Below are 18,876 nucleotides of genomic sequence, written 5' to 3'. Positions count from 1 at the left end.
ATCACAATGTTTCCCGTTCGTAGGGGGGGAGACGCCAACGGCTGCGAAAATCCTCTTTTTGATTCCATTTTCGGAGCATGCGCAGCTTTTCCTTAAACCGCTCCAATTCCCCTTCATATTCCGGATACGCAGGGAGTCGTTCCAAATCTTCCCAGAGGGAGAGAACCATTTCCTGTAGCTCCTCCTGCTTCCCTCCATAAAAAGCTTCTTGGACGGAAGGCAAAGTGAGCGGGGTTTGTCTCAACCGATCATAATGAAGAGCGATCAATTTAGAGAGGATGAGAACTCCTTGGGCAATCCGTGGGGAGATGAGCCAGCTGGGGAGAGTCCTATATTCAAAGCCACCATGGGGTTTCGTGCGAACATCGCCCAAAAATCCGTAGCGAGGGCGGCGAACGAACCCTTCCGGATCTTCCAGGAGAAATAGGGGAAGGGCCAGATAATTATCTAAGGCCCGTACCAAAAAATGATTTACAGGAAGAGGGCTAAAATGGATATGTCCCCCGATCGGGTACCCCTTCAGGGGGGTTGCTCCGGCGAGAAAGCGAATCCTGGGATCGGAAACCTTTCGAGCTGCCTTGCGAAGTAGTTTCACAATGCTTTTTGCCAATTCCTTCGGATCGGGAGAGGGGATGGGGCGCAATTCGGCGATGGGGAGTCTCCTCTTCGTCCGGTCGCCCCGAAGCCAGATCCTGTCGCAGCCCACATCCCCTCGCTGAGGAAAAAAACGGGAGGCGAGGAGAAACCGGCCCGATGAATCCTGCAAGATAAATTCCGGATCGGCGCCCAGAAAGATTTCCCCTTTTCCCCTGGGGAGGAGAAGCTCCTCCCGAAGCTTGACCACGTTTTCCCTCAAGCGTTGAAACAGGGTGGGAAGAGACGGGAGGCGGGGAGATATGGAGAGAATACGCCACTTATTTCCATCTTGCCCTAAAAGCACGGAGCCAAAATCGAGGCCCATGGCGTAGAGGGAGCGAACCGCCGTCACCGTGACCCGCTTTACCCATCGGGATCCCTCATCGTAACGGAATTCACGCAGCCTTCTTCGGTTGATTCCCTCGGCGAGCCAAGCCGGCCCCAAGTTGGAGTAAATTCCTAAGATCTCCTGCTGAAAAGAAGCGACAAGAAGCTTTCTGCTGTAATTTCCTCCCTTTTCCCCGACGGCCAACCCATGCAGGGGAAGGAGGGATCGCCATCGCCCCGAGGAAAGATTATTTATAGCTTTTGCACCATTTAATACAAAAAAGCTGTTCTCTTCCCCTGATAGCTCTTCCCTTCCCCACTGGAGGATCATATCGTACCCTATCCCTTCCACAGGGGGATTACTGCCGTGATCCCACCCCGCCTCTTCAAAGAGGGGGACGGCACTTTCCTTTTCCCCATGCAGCACATAGATGGACATCTTCCCCTTCCTCCCCCGGAACCACCGGGCTTTTTTTCGGAATTCTTTCTCTCGATTTGCCCGTACACAGAAGAAAAAAGGAGGCATGACTCCCCCTTCTCCCGGTGATTCCAACGAATCCAAGGAATCACATCCTGTTTAATCCAATTCATCGATGAGAACTTCATCCTCCAGATCCCCGAGGTCGGCTCCTTCTTCGAAGAGCTTCTCATCCAGTTCTCCGCAGGAACCCGGTGCAACCAATACGCATACTTTCGTTTCACCGATCATCTCTGCAAAGAACTCTTTTTCTACGGTGACGCTGCACTTACCTTCCACCACTTTTGCCTCCACCGCACTGGGTTGTTGGGTTACGGTCGCTTTGACCTCCTCATCCCCGCCAAAGTGGTTACCATCCAGATAAGAAAGGGGAATTCTTTCCACATAGGAGAGATTTTCCTTTGCCACATCGGTCTTTGAATTATTGGCGTATGAATACCATACGTTAATATCATAAGAACCGGTAATCTCGACGGCATCTCCCACTTTCGCAGCGGTATAGGCATGATTTATCACCCAGCAGCCAAGGATGCTGTTCGGGGTATTGGGCGGGATCATTACATGGGTCTCTTGAGAGAATTTGTTCCCTTTTCCAATCACCGCTTTTGTAATGATTTCCCGTACGCTAACTCCTTTTTCGTTCAAGGCCATTCTGTTCCCTCCTCCATCCGGGCTTTCATTCCATCTCTATGCAAGGCATTTGTCTATGGTGCATAAAAAAATCCCGCCCTTTATGAAAAAGGAACGGGAGTCGTCTAGTTCGAACGATGCAATATTTGCTTTTTTCAAAGAGAGATTGCCTGTTTTTATTCCTCATCCGGTAAAATCCCCGTTTTCCCGGTTAAAGGATCCCCTCCTGTGGAGAGAATAATCTTTTCGGTGACTGTATTGGAGATGATATTGGTGATTAACTGCAGCAGATCATTGACCTCCACCTGGGATTGTTTAAATTCCTGCACCACAGGGATCTCATCCAATTCCTGATTCAGGCGTTCGATCTCCTTCTCCACCTCCGCCAAGTGCTGAGGCGTTCCGTAATGCTCCGCATGGACCGCTTCTTTTTGTTTCCCTTTAATCTGGCCGATGAGGAGCTGTACCTTCATGTTTTTTTTAATCTTTTGCTCCGCCTTCTTGAAAAAATCGACCTCGTCGGACCGGGAGATGAGATCGGCCAGTTCTCTCGCCTTATCCAGGATCTCTTCCCGGGTAACCAATCTTTCTTTATTCATGGACATAGCTCCCCTCTTCTACCGCTTCTCCCATTAAAACCCAGGTTTTAGGTTCCGTGATGCGGACCCGGATGAATCGGCCGGTCCACTCCTTCGCTCCCCTGAAATGAACCAGCTTATTATTTCTTGTTCTTCCAGATAGGATAGTGGGGTCTTTTTTGCTCTCCCCTTCCACGAGAACTTCGACGACACGCCCCTTGAGGGACTCGTTTTTCTGCCTACCCTGTTTGGCTAAAAGCTCGTTTAAGCGGTTTAAGCGCTCCTTCTTCTCTTCTTCACTCACGTTATCCTCCATTCGGGCGGCAGGAGTACCGGCACGTGGGGAGTAGATAAACGTAAAGGCCGCATCATACCCCACCTCTTCCACCAGACGCAGGGTTTCTTGGAAATCCTCCTCCGTTTCTCCGGGGAAACCGACGATGATATCGGTGGTGAGGGTAAGTCCCGGGATCCTCTCCTTCATGCGACGGACGAGATCCAAATACTCTTCCCGGGTATATTTCCGGTTCATCCGTTTTAAGATCCGGTTGCTTCCCGACTGAACAGGAAGATGGACATGTTCCAGGAGATTTCCTCCTTGGGCGAGGACGTCGATGAGGCGATCGTCAAAATCCCTCGGATGGCTGGTGGTAAAACGAACCCAGGGAATATCGATCTTGTGAATATCGCTTAGCAGGTCGGCAAAGTTATAGTCCCGGTCGGTAAAATCTTTCCCGTAGGCATTCACATTCTGCCCCAGAAGAGTAATCTCTTGATAACCCCGCCGGGCTAAATCCCTCACCTCGGCCAAAATCTCTTCGGGACGCCGGCTCCTCTCCTTCCCCCGCGTATAGGGAACGATACAATAGGTGCAGAACTCATCGCATCCGTACATGATATTCACCCAAGCCTTCAGCCCGTCCCGGCGTTGCTTGGGCAGGTTCTCCACGATGTCCCCTTCCTTGTTCCAGACTTCGATCACCATCTCTTTGCCAAAGAGGGCTTCCCGAAGCAGGATGGGAAGGCGGTGGATGTTGTGGGTTCCGAATACGAGATCCACATGGGGATAGGAACGGAGGATCTTATTCACCACCGTCTCTTCCTGGGACATACATCCGGCAAGACCCAGGATCAGTCCCGGTTTTTCAAGCTTTAAAACCTTTAGCCGGCCCAATTCCCCAAACACCTTATCCTCTGCGTTTTCCCGCACGGCACAGGTGTTAAAGAGGATGAGATCCGCCTCTTTCTCCTCTTCGGTTGGGGTGTACCCCATCTCCTCCAAGATGCCTGCCATCACTTCCGAATCGTGGACATTCATTTGGCAGCCCCAGGTATAGATGAGATACCGCTTTCCTCTCCCCAACCTCTTCACATCCTCCGGGAATCCCTCAAAGGAGAGGTGTTCCGTCTCCGCCTTTCCCCTTTTTCGTTCATCCCGGTACGAAGGGCTGGAGTAGATGAGGGCATTTCGACCCGTTCCTAAAATCTTCACCTTCTGCTTGCCGTCGTATTCTAAGAGGACTTTCATGGGCGGTCTCTTCCCATTTTCCTGCGCCTTCGCGAATTTTAAGTCCGGTTGGCGCTCCTTCTCCGACATAGATCTTCCTCCTTTACACTTGCAAGGGTCCCTCGCGGGACCCGGGTGATTTTAAAGTGCATATCAGGAGTATTATACCATGCCTTTAGAGAAAAAAGGAATGGAAATCACCAATACCCGCATGAATATGAACTGCCGTCTCTCAAAATCTCGGCGTCCGGATCTTCCTCACCCTGCGGCAGAAGAGAAAGGAAAAACACTTGTGGCTTAGGAACAACGCATCCACGATGACGAGCCAATTGATCGATACCACCCTCTTCTCCTTTGTCGCCTTTGCCGGGGGAATGCCCCCTCTTCCTATCCTCCAAATCATCGTGACGGAATATGCGATCAAGGGGTTACTCGCCATCTTCGGCACACCGCTCACCTATGGATGGGTGGCCTGGGCCAGATTTACTCCGCCCATTCTGTTCGAAAGAGGTTAACCACATTCTTCGCGGCGATGGCCTCCGTCTCCATGGTTGAAACGGCCGATTCCATGCCATTCACGTAATATAGCCGCTCACCAAGGCGAAAGGGAGGCCACTCCTTCATCGGAGTAAGAACCGGATAAGCATGCCAAATCCATCTTTCCACATCCGAATGGCGGGAAAAAATACGGGATAAGGCCATCTCATCCAAAGACCGGGTCGAAAAGATCTTGTAAATCTCCTCTTTTCCGTCCTCGGTCATCCCCATCCTGCCGATGGCGGCGAAGGGAATCTCCTCCTTGTTACGGGTTAAGACGAGATGGGGGAGATCTTTTTCATCCTTTAACCCGAAATAGACAGGACTCAGTTGCCCGGCAACCAGCGTCACATGATTCTCCTGATATTTCCTCAAACGCCAAAAATTTGAATGGATGACCCCGTCATCCCAAGGGGTGGGAATCGTCTCAAGGGGTGTCGCCACGATGACGGCGTCACATCTTTCCGAGCGCCCATCTTGAGTGGTGATGACATAAGCATTCCCTTCCCGGCTCATGCCAACCACCGCACTCCCGGTCAGAAGGGTGGCGCCGGAATGACGGATCAGTTCCTCGCAAACCCTCCGATTTCCTTCAAGCACCGAATAGGTGTAGCCTCCGCCTAAACCGGCCCCTACCAGAGAGATCAAGGTGACCCAAGCGTTCATCTCGCTACCCTGCACATAATTGGCCCGGGAAACCCCATCGATCCATTCAACGATCAATCGTTCACCAATCCCTTCTTTACGAAAAAAGGAATAGGCTTCCTCCTGAGCCCACTCGTAGAGACCGAGGCTTTTGTGCATTTCCTCGGGTGTAAGGTATCCGTGTCCCCGCTCCAATTCGCCATACACTCGGTCGAGACGGGTAACCGCCTCCTCCGCCCATTTTTTCGCCTTAAAAAGACTGAAACCGTAGCGAGACAAGAGCCGAATCGCCATCGGCACCGGACGCATGGTTGTTCGAAGATCGAAGGAACTCCCATTCCAGATTCCCAATCTCGCACGGACAGGCGCCTTTTTCTCCCCCTTTACGGAGTCGGTTCGGTGAAGTCCGAACCGATCGACGGCTCTTCCTATGTAGCGATTGGCCGAGTGGATCAACGAGGCGCCTGCCTCAAAGGTAAGGCCTCTGAAGTGAGCTTCATTCACCCGTCCGCCCACCCGCTCTTCTTTCTCAAAAATGATCCGATCCACCTGATCGCCAAATGCCTCTTTCAAAAAAAAGGCGGTAAAACTTCCGGCGATTCCTGCCCCGATAATCCCCACCCGCGCTTTTTCCTTCCGTTCCCCGGTCATGCGCTAAACTCCTCTCTTTCTTTATAAAATAAAGAAAGGGTATCTCCAAAAAAAGTACTCTCCCACTCTTTGAACCAATTATATCAAAAGAATAAAAACCAAATTTTAAAGTTTTCTTTATATATTCTAAAATTCCTTAAGATTAGGTCACCCGATTCCTCTTCAGAATGCCGCTCGCAGCGATCCTCTTCGCCGCATCCGGCAGGACTTTCTCCGATTGAACCCAACTGATCCGCACATCCCCTTCCCCCTTGGGCCCATCTCCGGCAATTGCAGGGGGAAGTCACCCACCAAATAAACGTAAAAGCTCGCTAACCGTAACCGGTTTATATCCCTGTGAAACCAATTCAGGGAGTAGACGTCGAACTGCTTCAATCGATTGTGAACGATCTCCGTAACCATCATGAAATAGTAGAATACTGCCATTCTTTATGTGGTTTCTTGTTTTTTCTAAAATAAATTCTACGCCCGGCTGTTCCCAATCGGTCGCATCGATATTCAATGCACCGATCATGGCGTATCCTAGCTCACGAACCAAGCGAGTTGTTTCGTCATTATAATCGAGATAGGGCGGGCGCAAGATAACCGGTTTTTTGTGTGTCAAATTTTGGATCAGTTCTTCATTCCGCTTAATCTCTTCCCTGCACTCTTCTTGCCCTATTTGGGTTAATTTTGCGTGGCTAAAGGTATGGTTCCCGATTTCATGACCTTGTTCAGCGACTAATTTTACGATTTCAGGGTTCTTTTCAATCTGTTCACCAATCATGAAAAAAGTTGCCTTGGAATTCGTTTGAGCAAAAATATCTATAATTTGTGGAGTATAAAGGGGATTGGGGCCGTCGTCAAATGTGATTGCTATAACCTTCTCCTTCGTTGAAACCTCATTGATTAAACTCATTTTATCTCTTCTCCTTCATCTTTCCCGGAAAGGGAGATTCAACGTTTCCCTATTCTACAAGTCCCGCGAAGCATGACAAATCCGACACCGATTATCCTTTTACCGAACCTGCAGCAAGGCCTTCAATAATCCGGTCGCTCAGGAATAAATAAACGATAAGAACCGGCAAAATACTAATGACCAACGTTGCGCCAATGGCGCCCCAATCGGTCAAATATTGGCCGACAAAATTATTTACACCCACCGTAATTGTTTTCCATTTCTCCGAGCTGATGAAGGTGTTCACAAATACGAATTCGTTCCAATTATAGATCATATTAATGATCGCAGTGGTTACAAGCACCGGCGACGTCATCGGAAGTGTAATCCGGAAAAAAATTCGATGGACGGAGCAGCCGTCGATGACCGCCGCTTCTTCAATTTCCCGCGGTAATGCCTGATAAAAGCCTAACAAAATCATAATCGTGATCGGCAGGTTGAACGTGGTATAGGAAATTATGATCGAAAGAGGATTATCGATTAAATGGATATGTTTGAAAATATTAAACAGCGGAATTAATGTGGAGTGTAAAGGAATCATATAGGCAGCCATAAATAACGCCAAAACAAATCCCTTTAATTTCCACTCCATTCTGGTCAGTGCGAACGTAACAAAACTCCCCAATATCAATGTCAAGAGAACGGCAACCACCGTATACCAGACGCTATTCATAAAATATTTATTGATCCCGCCCGTTGTCCAAGCTTTGAGATAATTTCCCCACTGCGGATCCTTGGGTAAGGCAAATGGAGACATTCCGAATACTTCTTGATTCGTTTTAAGAGATAACTCAAATACCCAGATCAGGGGGTAGATTTGGATGATCGCCATGATCACCAATACCGCATAAAGAATACCCATTCCTATTCGTTTTCCGATCGAATCCTGTTTCTTCATCTCCGTCCCCCCTTTTAATCTACTTTTGTATGCAACATTTTTTGAATCAGCCATGTGGCCGTCATGCTAATGATCAATAGCCCAAAACCGATGGCGCTGCCATAGCCGAAATTGTATTTGCCAAACGCTTCGGTATACATATACGAAGCAATCACCTCACTGGCATGGTTTGGACCGCCGCCGGTCATGACATAGATTAAATCGAAATATTTCAATGAACCAACCACCGCCAGAATGACCAACACTTTTAATACGCCAGAAATCAGAGGCACTTTAATCCTGAAAGCGATATGCAATGTGTTTGCCCCGTCAATTTTGGCCGCTTCGATCAATTCATCAGGGACATTGATTAAAGCCGCATAGATGATGATGATATAAAATCCGGCATATTGCCAAACAATGGGAATAAAGATGGCATAGAGGGCGATGTTGGGATCGGCCAGCCATAAAGGCAGGTTTTCAAAGCCTAGTGCCGACAATATACTATTGATCATCCCGTTATTCGGGTCAAACACCTTACTCCATAGTTGCGCGATCGCCACGGAAGACAACAGCATCGGGATGAGATAAATCTTACGGAAAAGATTGGCGCCCTTTATTTTGCTGGCCAATACCAACGAGATCAACAAGTAGCCCAATAAACTAAATACCGAAAAAAGGGCTAATAAGATGGAATGCCAAGTGCTCGCCCAGAAATATGGATCATGGATCAGATCGATATAATTCTCCAATCCGATGAACTTCATCTTCCCAACCCCGTCCCAGTCCATCAATCCATAGTACCCCGTCAGTACAATCGGGATATAGATGAGGACCAATACCAGAAAGAGCGCAGGAAGCACGTACAAAGCGATCACGAACTTATTGGACATGACATTTCTCATTTGTCATTCCTCCTTCGATTACAAATTAGAGGGCATTTTTAGCAATGCCCTCTAACTTGAGAGACGAAAATCCTCCCATTATTTTTCAGCGGCCTCTTTAGCGAACGCATCGGCGTGTTGTTGCGCAAACTCTTCCGGTGTAATTTGCTTGCCAAATAAAGCGGTCATCAGGTCATGATGCAATTCCGAAATATTGGGGCTTGCTTGCGTGTCAAACCAGGTAGTTACATTTGTGGCATTATTGATATCATTTAAAACGTCGATGTACATTTGATTTACTTTTAATCCTTCCGTACTTACCTTCGTCGCAGGAAGAATGCCGGCCTCGCCTACCGATCTCTTACCCCATTCTTTGACTAAATAGGCCGCAAAATCTTTCGCTTGGTCTTTATATTTCGATTTTGAGGATACGAAGGCGCCAAGTCCGGGACCACCCACGTAGCTATTTTGGTCGGTACCTTTACCGCCTTCATAGAGAGGGAATTTAAAATAGCCGACTTTATCCTTAAATTCCTGCGGAACATCCGGACTGGTCGTATAGTTGGGCAGTTCCCACGTTGCCGTTAGGAACATGGCTGCTTTTTCATTCATGAAGTAACCTTTCGCTTCATCATTAGAAAGGGCCGTGTTTCCTTTCACAAATGCGCCCATGTCGACAAGATTTTGAATTTCTTGAGCGGCTTTAACGATTGCGGGATCGGTCATTTTTACCTTTCCGTGAATAACATCCGTTAAGATCGTCGGCCCACCGATTCGATCCGCCAAATACATGAACCACATGGAAGCGGGCCATCCATCTTTTGAACCCACCGTAGCCGGAATGACATTATTCTTTTTCAGCACATTCACGACATTTTTGAATTCCTCAAAGGTTTTCGGCACTTCAAGATTATATTTCTGGAACATCTCCTTATTGTAGAAAATATAGGTAATGTTCATTTCCATCGGCAGCGCATAGGACTTTCCGTCAAAGAAATAGGACTCTACGGTGCCGGGGACAAACTGGTCTTTAAACTCTTTTTGAATGATATCATCTAACGGTTCAAATTGCCCGCCTGTCGCATACGGTTCTGCAAACCCGTTCGACCAGGTCAATCCTACATCCGGCAATTCATTCGATGCGGCTAGGACTTTCAATTTATCTCTGTATTGGTCGGGATTCAACACTTCCAAGTCGATGACAACATTCGGATGCTCGTTTTGATAGTCCTTAATGATCTCATTCACAAGATTGTAATAAGCCGTCGAGCTTCCTTGTGGCCAATCATGCATGAACTTGAGACGAATTTGCTCATTTCCCGAGGAAACGTTTCCACTATTGGAAGCACTTCCACTACTGGAATCATTAGAGGAAGAGCAACCCGACAAGACCAAACCGGCCAAAAGCACCAACATGACCAATAATGATAACGCTTTCTTTCTAAACATTTTACGACCTCCCTTACTTTTTTTAATATCCCAAAGACATTTATAGTGTAGCATTGCAATATTTCTCAAGAAAGGTAACAACGTTTAGGGAAAATACCAGTATTTTTAGATATTTGAAAGCCCTTTATTGTTGGTTTCTTCGGTAAACACTCGGCGTTATACCCTCGATTTCTTTAAACAGTTTAATAAAATATTTGGTGGTTTTATAGCCGGCCTCCTCAGCCACTTCCGAGATAGGTAGATTTGTGGTGATCAACAATTCCTTGGCCCTCTGCATTCTTCTTCTGGTGATGTACTCGCTAAATGTGAGATGGACTTGCTCTTTGAACAGAACGCTAAAATAGCTGGGATTTAAGTGAACATATTCCGCTACATCCTTTAAAGAGATTTCTTCTTTTAAATGCTGATCGATAAACTGAATCGCTTCGCGAATCGGTTCGCGGGCACCGCTGTTTTTATCGAAGGCATGGACCAGTTTATCGTCGACAATCTTCTCAATAACGCCCGCCCTCTCCTTCTTCTCTGCAAGTCGGATTCCCTCTTCAATGGCTTCAATCAGTTGACTTTTACCGATTGGTTTAAGCAGATAATGGATTACTCCAAACCCGATGGCCTTTTGTGCATATTCAAATTCAGGGTAAGCCGAAATGACGATGACGACCGGTGTTTGTCCCTTTTCTTTCATTTTTTCCATGATCTGCAATCCCGAAATTTCCGGCATACGAATATCGGTTAATAGAATATGAACCTTTTGTTTTTCTATGATTTCTAGGGCCTCTATGCCATTGGAGGCGGTTAAGATATAATGCTTTCCTTCCGCCCATTTTTCCAACATTCTTTTGATGCCTTCCCTTGCTCTCGGTTCATCGTCAACAATCAGTATGGTTTTATCATACATTTAGAGATCCCCTCCATTGATTGGCACTTCAATCGTGATCTTTGTTCCTTGATTTACTTGACTGGAGATCGAAAAGAATTTTTCGGATTCCTCTTTGTAGTAATATTGAAGGCGTTTTTTGATCGTATAAAGCGCTATGCCTTTTCCGTTTACTGTGGATAACCCTCCCGTCTCCAAGAGATTTTTAATTGAGTTTAGCTTCTCCTCGTCCATCCCCGCCCCATCATCTTCAACGGTTATCCTCATGTTCTCGTTCGATGAATCGGATTCAACGGAGACTATAATGGTGCAAGGTTTTAATTGATTCCCGGAGCCGTGGATGACTGCGTTTTCAACGAGCGGTTGAATTAAAAGCTTCGGTATTTTGGCAGACTCTAATGTTGGAGGCAACATCAATTTCCATTTGATTCTGTCGCCAAATCTAAATCTGATGATTTCTAAATAATTTTGAATATGATCAAATTCTTCTTTCACCGTTGCCCAGTCATCCTTCGCATTCTTACTAATGGTATAGCGAAATAAGTTGGACATAGACACTACGATATCTGCCAGTTCCTCTTCTCCCTTCTCTTCCAAAGACCAGCGCAGAGAATCTAATGTGTTATAAAGAAAATGGGGATTGATTTGCGCCTGCAACGCTTTTAATTCACTGTGGCTACGAATAATTTCTTTTTGATAGACCATCTTAATCAAGTGGTTGGTTTCCTTTACGAGCTGATTATACGTACTGTTTAATTCGTTGATTTCGTTGACTGTGATCACCTGCGGATTGAGTGCCATTAATCCTTCATTAGCAAGTCTCATTGTATTTGTTAATTGAACGATCGGTTTTGTAATGCTCGTTGAAAGGAACCATGAGCTAATCAAGTAGATGATAATGCCCATAATCCCCGAAATGATAATGCCTATTCGTATGCTGCTCAGCCTCTCGGTAAGAACACGTACCGGAGTCAAGATTAAAACGGTAAAGCCCGTCTCGTCCGACATCTGTTTGGTTACGATATATTCTTTTTGATGGATCATGATCGTTGATTGGTTTTTTAACGAATCGGGGGTTATTTCCCCCGGGTAATTCGTAAAAATAGGATTCAATTCCTTATCGAGCAAGATCGAATATTGTTCTTGCATATTTTGATCTGCGACCTGTAAATAACGACTATTGATACGAATCAATAGGTACCCACCATTGGCAAATCTCCGTTCCATGAGATTTACCCTCCTGATGAGCAAAAAATAATTGGGATTTTGCGGATCTTCCCCTATCCATACCAATTTTCCCCCTGCCTCATCGGCCTGTTCGATCCATTTCCTATCAATGTGGTCAAACAATTTTGTATCATCAAATGGTACCAGCCGATCCAAATTACTTGCGTATAAATCTATTGAATAAATGCCTTCGGAATTGGCAAGCATAGTATTCATGAGATTTGTTATTCTCTGTAATTCCGAAAAGGCAATTCCTTCTCCGACATATTTCTTCTCAAGGACAGACTGAATGCTCTGATTTGTAAGAATAATTTTTGTTGCCGTATTCAATTGCTTAAATAGGGAATCAATTCTTCCCCCAGCTTCAACGGCCGTCTGTTCAATTTGATTTTCCGCATTCTTTTTTACAAGCGATGAGACCTGTTTTAATGTAATAAAACTGACCATCGCTAAAACAATGATCATGACAGCTAAAAAAACAACCAGGATTTGATTCCGCAAGGTATACCATTTTTTTAGCCTTTCTACCATGAATGCTACCTTCCTGTAAATCTACTTTTTTTAATCGTCCATTCAAAAAAATTGGGCAAACGGTAACCAGAGAATTGAAATGGTCATAAGAAAAACGGATAAATACTCGATCTCACTCTATAAAATACCGGAACTATGAGTATGCTCTAGATAAGAAAACGGATCGTCGGCTGAAGGGATTCTTCCCTTCAGCGACTATCCAATCGATATGAATGCCATTTTCATCAAGGAAGCGGTCGTTACTCATTTGCCCGATAAATAAAGTAGTCAAAATCAGCATACTTTCTTTGGCCCGATGTATCTTGGCAGTGCATGCCGACAAAAGCACCGGTAAAGAATCCTCCGCCCCGGATATAATCATCCGATAATTTATAAGAGTAGAAAGTGACCGGGATTTCCATCCAGTCCTGCCCGTCAAAGGAGTACGAATACTGATAGGTATTTGTTTTTACCTCCACCCTCAGATAAACATATTCTACATCGTCAGGAATCACGATTTCCTTGCCTTTTAATGGTTGATCAATGGTAAAGTGATCACAAGCCATCAATTCTAAAATTCTTCCCTTTTCTTCATTCCAAGTCATCTGCAGGGTTGTCCAGTTCTGCGTATTATAATAGTTTACCAGACCGGCTGATTGCTGAAAGGTATCGGGCCGGAAAGCCATTTTTGTTTCGGCGGTGAAATTGAAATGTTGCCAACGTCTCGCTACAAAAGCTTGGGTAAATTTTGATGTTAATGACTCTCTTCCATATAACCTTAGATGGCCCGGATGATCCGTCAACGACATGATGCCGTTATCCAGAGGAATGCGGAGTGTTTGGAAATGCAGATTTAATTTCTCGGAATCAAAATCATCTTTCTCAGGGTAATCCCTTTCCCACGTAACCTCTTCTACATGAGGACCCTCAACTTCTAGAGAAGGTTGATTCCCTCCAACCACATAGGGCCAACCATCCCTCCATTCCAGCCTTTGAATCGCGGTCTCTCTCCCCAATGGGCAGAAGCCGCGAGGATCTAATAACGGTTGACCTTCCTTCGGCAATGGCCTGCCGGTCAAGTGGGCCAAAAACCATTCATCGGTATGGGTATGAACGATGGATGCATGTCCTGCCTTTTGTAAAGGATTTCTTGGATATGGGTATGAAGTGATGAGCGGATTATCCGGATGCACCTCATAAGGACCCCATATATCCTTCGAACGGGCTAACGTAGCCTGATGTTCGTACCTTGTCCCTCCCTCGGCGGTTAATAAATAATAATAGCCATTGATTTTGTAGATATGCGGACCTTCCGTCAGTTTTACATCTGTGCCTTTGAAAATGATTTTCTGGGGTCCGACAAGTTTTTTCTCTTCCACACTATACTCCTGCAAGACAATGCCATAAAAATGATGATGACCCACACGGTGATCCCAAACCATATTGACAAGATATTTCCTTCCGTCCTCATCATGGAAAAGGGACGGATCAAATCCGCTGCTGTTCAGGTAGATCGGGTCGGACCATTCACCGTCCATCGTGTCACAAGTGACTAAATAATTATGCCCATCTTTCCATTGACCTTCCGTCACTTTGATGTCGGTATAGATCAGCCAAAATTTCCCGTCATGATATGACAGATCGGGAGCCCAAATACCGCCTGAATCAGGATTTCCAAGCATATTCAATTGGCTCAAACGATTGAGAGGCCTGCTGACCAAACGCCAATTTTTTAAATCCTTTGAATGATAGATCCCAACACCAGGAAACCACTCGAATGTTGAGACGGCGATGTAATAATCTTCCCCTGCCCGGCAAATGGAAGGGTCCGGGTTAAATCCGGCCAATATCGGATTTTTAATCTTTACCATGGAAAACACCTCGATCTTTTATAAAATTGATTCACTAGATCACTAGGCTCTAAAGGGTCCCAATTTTTCACTTAATCTCTTCGTGTTTTTATAAACCTCCCGATAAATCGCAAATAATTCACGATATACAGCTACATTTTCAGGAATCGGTTCATATACTTTGACCACATCTAGAAATTCTTCCGCGCATGCATCGAGACTGTCAAACCAGCCGCATCCATATGCCGCAAGCATGGCTGCTCCCATACCCGGACCTTGTTCGCTGGATAGTTTTACAATTTTGGCGTTGAAGATATCGGCCTGAATCTGCAACCAAGTCTCATTCTTGGCACCACCCCCAATCGATACGATCATATTGATTTCCTTCCCTGCCTCCCGGAAGATTTCCATCGATTCATTTAGAGAGAAAGTAATCCCTTCGATGACAGCCCTTACAAAATGGGCTCTTGTATGTTTGGAATCGATGCCGATGAAACTGCCCCTGATGTTTGCATCCGGATAGGGTGTCCGTTCCCCAACGATATAGGGGGTGAAGAGCAGGCCGTTGGAACCGGCCGGGACCTCTTCGATTCCGGAAAGAAAATCGTTGAAGCTTTCATCATCCGCAACTATTTCTTTGAACCAACTTAGACTGTAACCCGCGGCCAAAGTAACGCCCATTGTATAATAGGCGTTCTCTTTGCCGTGGTTGAAATAATGGACTTTCCCTTTGAAATCTCGATCTTTTGTTTCTTCATAGGATAAAACGACACCGGAGGTCCCGATACTGCAAAGGGTTTTACCGGGGGACAAAATGCCGGCGCCGATCGCCCCGCATGCATTATCCGCTCCGCCGGCAAATACTTTAGTCTTCTCGCTTAATCCCGTCTTTTCGGCAAATTCTTTTGTGATCGTCCCTACAAAATCACTTGACTCCACAAGTGGCGGGCATATGGACGGATCGATCCCCAGCCATTCACAAATATCCTTGCTCCATTCCTTTTTTGCGATATCCAATAACAAAGTACCCGCTGCGTCCGAATAATCCATATGGATTTGGCCGGTCATCCGGAAACGTAAATAATCTTTCGGCAACATGAATACGTGAATTTTATTGAAAATATCCGGTTCGTATTGTTTCACCCAGAGGATCTTGGGCAATGTAAATCCTTCCAACGCGGCATTTTTTGTGATCTCCAACAGTTTCTCTTTCCCCACGATCTCATCAATTTGTCGACATTGTTCCGTCGTGCGGGTATCATTCCATAGAATCGCATTCCTAAGCAATTGTCTCTCTTGGTCCAAAATGACAAGCCCATGCATTTGGCCTGAGAAACTAATCCCTTCGATATCTGAGATGTCTCCTTGAAAGTTTGATGCGAGCTCCGCTAATGCTTCCGTCGTCTTTTCAACCCATTCTTCCGGATCTTGCTCACTATACCCCGATTTTTCTTGGATCAAAGGATATGATTTTGATACTTCCCGGATCACCGAACCCTTTTGATCGATCAACAACACTTTGACGGAACTTGTACCCAAGTCTACCCCGATCACATATTTCATCTCTCATCTTCCTTTTAACTCTTCATCACGTATTCCTATTAGAAAAATAGTTGGACCCGGCCAGAGTCCAGCTATTGATTGATGGCACATAAGAAGCCTTTATTAATTTACAAAAGCCGTCAATAGATATTGATTGATCAATGCCCTTAATTCTTCTACGCGGCCGGATTCATTTTTGATCTCGTTAAGATCAAGGACATGCGCTTCCAATGTTTTGAAATTGGCTTTTCCTTCCACGATCTCCTTGCCGATCCCCTCGGTATAGCTTCTGTAACGGCTCGCTACAAAATCATCCAAAACACGGTCTTCAATCAATTTGTATGCCACCTTTAGACCGACCGCAAAGCTATCCATTCCGGAAATATGTGCACGGAATAGATCCTCCGGCTCAAAGGATCCTCGTCTTACCTTTGCATCGAAGTTTAGACCGCCTTTACCTAAACCGCCATTTTTGATAATTTCATACATGGCGAACGTTGTAGAGTAAAGATCGGTCGGGAATTCGTCCGTATCCCAGCCAAGCAACGGATCCCCCTGGTTTGCATCGACGGAACCAAGCATTCGATGAATGCGGGCAACCCGCAATTCATGTTCAAATGTATGTCCGGCCAATGTCGCATGGTTTGCTTCGATATTAAATTTGAAGTAACGATCCAAACCATATTTTTTCAAGAAGGCGATACCGGTTGCAACATCAAAATCATATTGGTGCTTTGTTGGTTCTTTCGGCTTCGGTTCGATTAAAAATTGGCCTTCGAAACCGATTTCTTTCGCGTAATCAACCGCCATACGGAAGAACCGTGCGAGATTATCCTGTTCCAATTCCATATCTGTGTTCAGCAATGATTCATATCCTTCACGACCGCCCCAGAACACATAGTTTTGGGCACCTAATCTTTTAGCGATTTCCAAGCCCTTTTTCACTTTGGCCGCAGAGTAAGCGAATACCTCAGCGTTGCAAGATGTTGCCGCTCCATGTACAAAACGCGGATGAGAGAACAGATTGGCCGTGTTCCAAAGAAGCCTTGTTTTGCTTGTTTTCATATATTCTTCAATCATATCGACGATTTCATCCAAGTTTTTATACGTTTCCCGGAGCGTGCTTCCTTCCGGCGCAATATCTACATCATGGAAACAGAAGAATGGAATGCCCAGTTTTTCGAAAAATTCGAAGGCCGCTTCCACCCGTGCCTTTGCCAAATCCATCCCCTTTAGATGGCTCCAGGGGCGGATCATATTCCCATGACCGAACGGATCAGTCCCTTCGAAAGTGAAAGTGTGCCAGTAAGCCACGCTGAAACGCAACCATTCTTCCATTGTACGGTCGCCGATCTTTTCTTCGGAATTGTAAAATTTGAATGCCAAGGGATTTTTGGACGTTGGACCTTCATACTGGATCTTGGAAACGTTTTCGAAGTATGCCATGTTTAAGCCCCCTATAGAAAAATGGAATTTATGAACCACAATCGAAGTATACCACATTTATGTTAGTTAGTCTACTGGATATACTAAGTTGCGCCATCAAAACGAATGCAAGCTGCCATTGCACTAAATTATTCCAACTATTGTGTTCATTTTCTAATCCTAGTTGGATCATTGAAAGTAGAAATTTTTTTCAAGGGTTTCCATCCCATCATCGGATCATGGTGGCCCCGATGAACACGAGAAGTAACGCCAACATCTGTATGATGAGGCGCCCGGAAAGTTTGCGGGAGAGATAAACCCCAAACTGGGAACCTCCAATCACGCCGATCCCCCCCCAAAGGACGGTCATCCAATCGATGTTGCCCTCTACACCATGGGTTAAGACACCGACCAATGAATAGATCGACAGGGAGAAGACGGAGGTTGCCGTCGCCACGTGGGGAGAAAGGCGGAAGAGATAGATGAGGATGGGAACCATGAGCCAGCCCCCTCCGATCCCGAAAAAGCTGGAAATGATTCCTAAAATGAAACCGGTTCCCAAAAGCCCCCACTCCGTTCGGCGAAAGGAACCTTTCCACCAAGACGTTCCCGAAGGCAGCTTTTCTCGATTCTGAAGGAAAAGGTCGGCTGGAATCTCCCCTTCTCCCGCATCGGCAGAATCGTAAGTCCGTGTACCCTCCGAACGGGTCGCAGCCACTTCCTCCCTCAAACCGGACGGGAACGCCTCTTCCCCGAAACTTCCCTCCGTTACCTGTTCCCCTTTGCTCTTCGGTTCTTTTTTCACCAGCAGGAAAATGCCCAAGCCGATCAGCATGATGGCGAAGGTGAGAAAAAAGGCATGGCCTGTCACAGCGCGGGATAACCAAACCCCGAGAAAGGTTCCTGGAATGGCGGCCAGGGAAAGAATCACCCCAAATCGGTAATCGACCCGTTTCTGACGAATGTATCCGATCATTCCCGAGAGGGCATTGATGAGGACGACGACAAGGCCTGTTCCCGCCGCCACAGGCGGATCATAATGGAATAGAAGCAATAAGGCGGGGACAAAAATAAATCCACCTCCTGCCCCCACAATCGTTCCATAAGTTCCTGCAATCAAACCAATGACGAGTAGTAAAGAAATCGTTCCCGCTTCCATCCTGCATCCCCGTTTCGATCATCTCTGATCTCTCTGATTCTATCCTATCTTCTTCCTCTCTAGCATACCACGGATAAAGAGAAGTAGGAACTATAATTCCCGGATGGGATATAGAGAAAGCGTATGGGGAGGCGGCCACCTCCCTTTGAT

At 46.1% G+C, this 18,876-nt stretch carries 17 protein-coding genes; 2 read left to right on the top strand and 15 right to left on the bottom strand.

What is annotated here, in order from left to right; all coding sequences use genetic code 11:
• Position 1 precedes the first annotated feature (1 nt).
• From THEAE_RS19925 to miaB, 4 genes are all read right to left on the bottom strand, one after another.
• The gene (locus tag THEAE_RS19925; RefSeq protein ID WP_169729956.1) at positions 2-1,402 is read right to left on the bottom strand and encodes a putative amidoligase domain-containing protein; all 1,401 of its coding nucleotides are present in this window, start codon (positions 1,400-1,402) and stop codon (positions 2-4) included.
• Positions 1,403-1,540: 138 nt separating this feature from the next.
• On the bottom strand, positions 1,541-2,092 hold the full coding sequence (gene cotE / locus THEAE_RS0104360; RefSeq protein ID WP_005588902.1) for an outer spore coat protein CotE: 552 nt from the start codon (positions 2,090-2,092) through the stop codon (positions 1,541-1,543).
• 155 nt (positions 2,093-2,247) lie between these two features.
• The gene (locus THEAE_RS0104355; protein WP_005588903.1) at positions 2,248-2,670 is read right to left on the bottom strand and encodes a YlbF/YmcA family competence regulator; all 423 of its coding nucleotides are present in this window, start codon (positions 2,668-2,670) and stop codon (positions 2,248-2,250) included.
• A complete protein-coding gene (gene miaB / locus THEAE_RS0104350; protein WP_028986634.1) occupies positions 2,663-4,246 on the bottom strand; it encodes a tRNA (N6-isopentenyl adenosine(37)-C2)-methylthiotransferase MiaB in 1,584 nt (527 codons plus the stop codon). Before miaB ends, THEAE_RS0104355 begins: the two co-directional genes overlap by 8 nt.
• Positions 4,247-4,325: 79 nt before the next feature.
• Here miaB and THEAE_RS23655 point away from each other — a divergent pair, with 79 nt between their 5' ends.
• Together THEAE_RS23655 and THEAE_RS19920 are read left to right on the top strand one after the other, a co-directional pair.
• Positions 4,326-4,457: a hypothetical protein gene (locus tag THEAE_RS23655; protein ID WP_281169546.1), complete on the top strand. Its 132-nt coding sequence runs from the start codon at positions 4,326-4,328 to the stop codon at positions 4,455-4,457.
• Complete coding sequence (locus THEAE_RS19920; protein WP_084213436.1) at positions 4,408-4,671, top strand: queuosine precursor transporter; 264 nt, start codon at positions 4,408-4,410, stop codon at positions 4,669-4,671. The genes THEAE_RS23655 and THEAE_RS19920 overlap by 50 nt, the downstream gene beginning before the upstream one ends.
• On the opposite strand, the gene THEAE_RS0104335 is transcribed toward THEAE_RS19920, so the two are convergent.
• From THEAE_RS0104335 to THEAE_RS0104280, 11 genes are all read right to left on the bottom strand, one after another.
• Positions 4,640-5,989, bottom strand: coding sequence for a prenylcysteine lyase family protein (locus THEAE_RS0104335; protein ID WP_028986632.1), 1,350 nt, complete (start codon positions 5,987-5,989; stop codon positions 4,640-4,642). The genes THEAE_RS19920 and THEAE_RS0104335 overlap by 32 nt on opposite strands.
• A 283-nt stretch (positions 5,990-6,272) precedes the next feature.
• Positions 6,273-6,887, bottom strand: coding sequence for a polysaccharide deacetylase family protein (locus THEAE_RS0104325; protein ID WP_028986631.1), 615 nt, complete (start codon positions 6,885-6,887; stop codon positions 6,273-6,275).
• A gap of 91 nt (positions 6,888-6,978) precedes the next feature.
• A complete protein-coding gene (locus THEAE_RS0104320) occupies positions 6,979-7,824 on the bottom strand; it encodes a carbohydrate ABC transporter permease (protein ID WP_028986630.1) in 846 nt (281 codons plus the stop codon).
• A gap of 14 nt (positions 7,825-7,838) precedes the next feature.
• Positions 7,839-8,708 carry a carbohydrate ABC transporter permease gene (locus THEAE_RS0104315; RefSeq protein WP_005588910.1) on the bottom strand — a complete coding sequence of 290 codons (870 nt, stop codon included), beginning with the start codon at positions 8,706-8,708 and terminating at the stop codon, positions 7,839-7,841.
• 78 nt (positions 8,709-8,786) lie between these two features.
• Positions 8,787-10,136, bottom strand: coding sequence for an extracellular solute-binding protein (locus THEAE_RS0104310; protein WP_028986629.1), 1,350 nt, complete (start codon positions 10,134-10,136; stop codon positions 8,787-8,789).
• 124 nt (positions 10,137-10,260) lie between these two features.
• On the bottom strand, positions 10,261-11,034 hold the full coding sequence (locus THEAE_RS0104305; protein WP_028986628.1) for a response regulator transcription factor: 774 nt from the start codon (positions 11,032-11,034) through the stop codon (positions 10,261-10,263).
• Entirely contained in the window at positions 11,035-12,771 is a 1,737-nt protein-coding gene (locus THEAE_RS0104300) for a sensor histidine kinase (RefSeq protein WP_028986627.1), read from the bottom strand.
• A gap of 239 nt (positions 12,772-13,010) precedes the next feature.
• Positions 13,011-14,621, bottom strand: a complete 1,611-nt coding sequence (locus THEAE_RS0104295) for a glycoside hydrolase family 43 protein (RefSeq protein WP_028986626.1) — start codon at positions 14,619-14,621, stop codon at positions 13,011-13,013.
• A 42-nt stretch (positions 14,622-14,663) separates the two neighbouring features.
• Positions 14,664-16,163: a xylulokinase gene (gene xylB, locus THEAE_RS0104290; protein ID WP_028986625.1), complete on the bottom strand. Its 1,500-nt coding sequence runs from the start codon at positions 16,161-16,163 to the stop codon at positions 14,664-14,666.
• Positions 16,164-16,265: 102 nt separating this feature from the next.
• Positions 16,266-17,588 carry a xylose isomerase gene (xylA, locus tag THEAE_RS0104285; protein ID WP_028986624.1) on the bottom strand — a complete coding sequence of 441 codons (1,323 nt, stop codon included), beginning with the start codon at positions 17,586-17,588 and terminating at the stop codon, positions 16,266-16,268.
• A 208-nt stretch (positions 17,589-17,796) separates the two neighbouring features.
• Positions 17,797-18,726 carry a sulfite exporter TauE/SafE family protein gene (locus tag THEAE_RS0104280; RefSeq protein ID WP_005588921.1) on the bottom strand — a complete coding sequence of 310 codons (930 nt, stop codon included), beginning with the start codon at positions 18,724-18,726 and terminating at the stop codon, positions 17,797-17,799.
• Positions 18,727-18,876 lie beyond the last annotated feature (150 nt).

Source organism: Thermicanus aegyptius DSM 12793 (assembly GCF_000510645.1).
Classification (GTDB): domain Bacteria; phylum Bacillota; class Bacilli; order Thermicanales; family Thermicanaceae; genus Thermicanus; species Thermicanus aegyptius.
This window is presented reverse-complemented; position numbering and strand designations above follow the sequence as displayed.